The 2,159-nt window shown below is 38.4% G+C and carries 2 protein-coding genes; both read left to right on the forward strand.

Annotated elements, in window-relative coordinates; all coding sequences use genetic code 11:
• Positions 1-266 precede the first annotated feature (266 nt).
• Positions 267-1,046: a TIGR02757 family protein gene (locus QZY09_RS01825; protein WP_295667448.1), complete on the forward strand. Its 780-nt coding sequence runs from the start codon at positions 267-269 to the stop codon at positions 1,044-1,046.
• Between the two features lie 400 nt (positions 1,047-1,446).
• Positions 1,447-2,070 (forward strand): recombinase family protein, encoded by a 624-nt coding sequence (locus QZY09_RS01830; protein ID WP_295667451.1) that lies wholly within the window; start codon positions 1,447-1,449, stop codon positions 2,068-2,070.
• Positions 2,071-2,159 lie beyond the last annotated feature (89 nt).

Raw genomic sequence — 2,159 nt, forward strand, 5'->3', positions numbered from 1 at the left:
AGCTAACCCTATAGTTGTTCACGGCTGAATTACCTCGTTTTACCCTTGAAGCCAATCTAAAAACCAGAAACCACAAGTTGGGGATTTAGCAGTACCAGCGTTTGCTTTACAGACCTAATAATTTAACCATCAACTTTTTATGCCTAAAAAGGTTTTAATTATATCTTTAAGCAGCTTTAAAACACCCAACCCATTAACATGTATGTTCGGGTAATTTGGGTAGTAGATAAAACCGCCATAAATTTTACCTTTACTCATAAAGTAAAGTGAAAGCGAAGTTACCTATTGATACGGATATAAAAGCCTTTCTGGATGAAAAAGTTCTGGAGTATAACAACCCTGCCTTTGTTGAATTCGACCCCATCAGTGTACCCCACAGATATTCGCTGAAAGAAGACATTGAAATAGCTGGGTTTTTAGCTGCAACAATTTCATGGGGAAGTAGGCCACAAATTGTAAGGGCAGGTCATAAGATTATGGATATAATGGGTGACTCTCCTTTCGATTTCGTAATGAGCCACTCACAGCGTCAAATGGAAAGATTTGATGGCTTTGTTTACCGAACCTTTAACAGTGATGACCTTAAGTACTTTATCGGGGGGTTACGACACATATACAAAAAACACGGGGGGATTGAACAACTATTTATTCAATATGCAACGGACGTTTCTTTGCAGCCCGCCATCCATCATTTTAGGAATCATTTTTTTGAGCCTAAACACATGAACCGAACGGAAAAACATATAAGCGACCCGTTCAAAGGTTCAGCGGCTAAAAAAATAAATATGTATTTAAGGTGGTTGATAAGGAATGACAAACGAGGGGTGGATTTGGGTATTTGGAAAAGTTTGAGGCCCTCGCAATTATCTTGTCCTTTGGATGTTCACTCTGGTGGCATTGCAAGAAAGCTAGGGCTTTTAAATCGAAAACAGAATGACCAAATAGCTTTAGCCGAACTTGATGCTAATTTGCGCACTTTGGACGCAAGTGACCCAGTCAAATATGATTTCGCATTATTCGGCCTTGGAATATTTGATAGATTTTAGCTCTAAAATAGCCATTATAGCTTTTTGAGGATATTTATTGAAAAAGCTATGGAAGACCTTAACGCCAAAATTACCCTAATCCGAACCCAGCTAAACCTTGCCAAAGACCCGCAAGAACGGCAAGACTTAACCAAACGGTTAAATGTGCTAAACCTTCAAAAAGAAATCGAAACAATTCGGAAACGCATTGAGCAGCTAAATAATTCTTAGCCTGTTGAAAGAATCTGAACTTAGGCACTACCCATTGACTACTCCAAAGGCACATAAACCGTGTTACTTTAAAACTGTGTTACTTTTTTCCTTTAATTGATAAAAATAACACGCCTAAAATGTATTACTTTATTCCTTTGGATTTTAGGGCTACATTATTATCTTTGCTGTACAAAAAAAATACAGCAAAATGGACGTAGTTATTCTTACCCGTGTTTCCAAGGAATCACAATCGTATGACAGGCAAATCAAAGACCTTCGCACTTATGCAGAACGAATGAATTATACCGTGGCGGGTGAATTCAATGAAAAAATTTCGGGAGCGACTAAGAATGAAGACCGCTTGGCACTAACCCAATTATCAAAGTTTACAGACAATAATAAAGTTGACAAAATTCTGGTTTGGGAGCTTTCACGACTTGGTCGAAATACCTTGGAGGTTTTAAAATCACTTGACCTATTCCATACGAAAGGTATTTCATTGTATGTGCTTAATTACAACATCGAAACTCTTAATGAAGACGGCACTATTAATCCAATGGCGCAAATGATGTGCACCATGCTTGCCGAATTCAGCAGGGCTGAAAGGGCAGCTATTTTACAAAGATTGACCAGTGGGTATAAAAAGCATTTAGCGGGTGGTGGCCATGTGGGACGGATAAAAGGAGTTGTTATGGATTCCAGTATTTTAATAGAAAAGCATAAGGAGACGGTTAAATATTTAAAGAAAGGCAGGAGCATTCGCGAAACAGCAAAACTTGTGCAACAAAGTACCAGAACAGTTCTTAAAGTAAAAAAAGCGATGGCTGCATAAGATTTATTGATTATTGATACTCGTTTTTGGGAGGGGGTGAACGGAACTGGGGGTGGGTATTGAGTAAGTAACCTGCTTTCTTCTTTTTG

Origin of the sequence: uncultured Mucilaginibacter sp. (assembly GCF_903913935.1) — a bacterium.
Lineage (GTDB): Bacteria > Bacteroidota > Bacteroidia > Sphingobacteriales > Sphingobacteriaceae > Mucilaginibacter.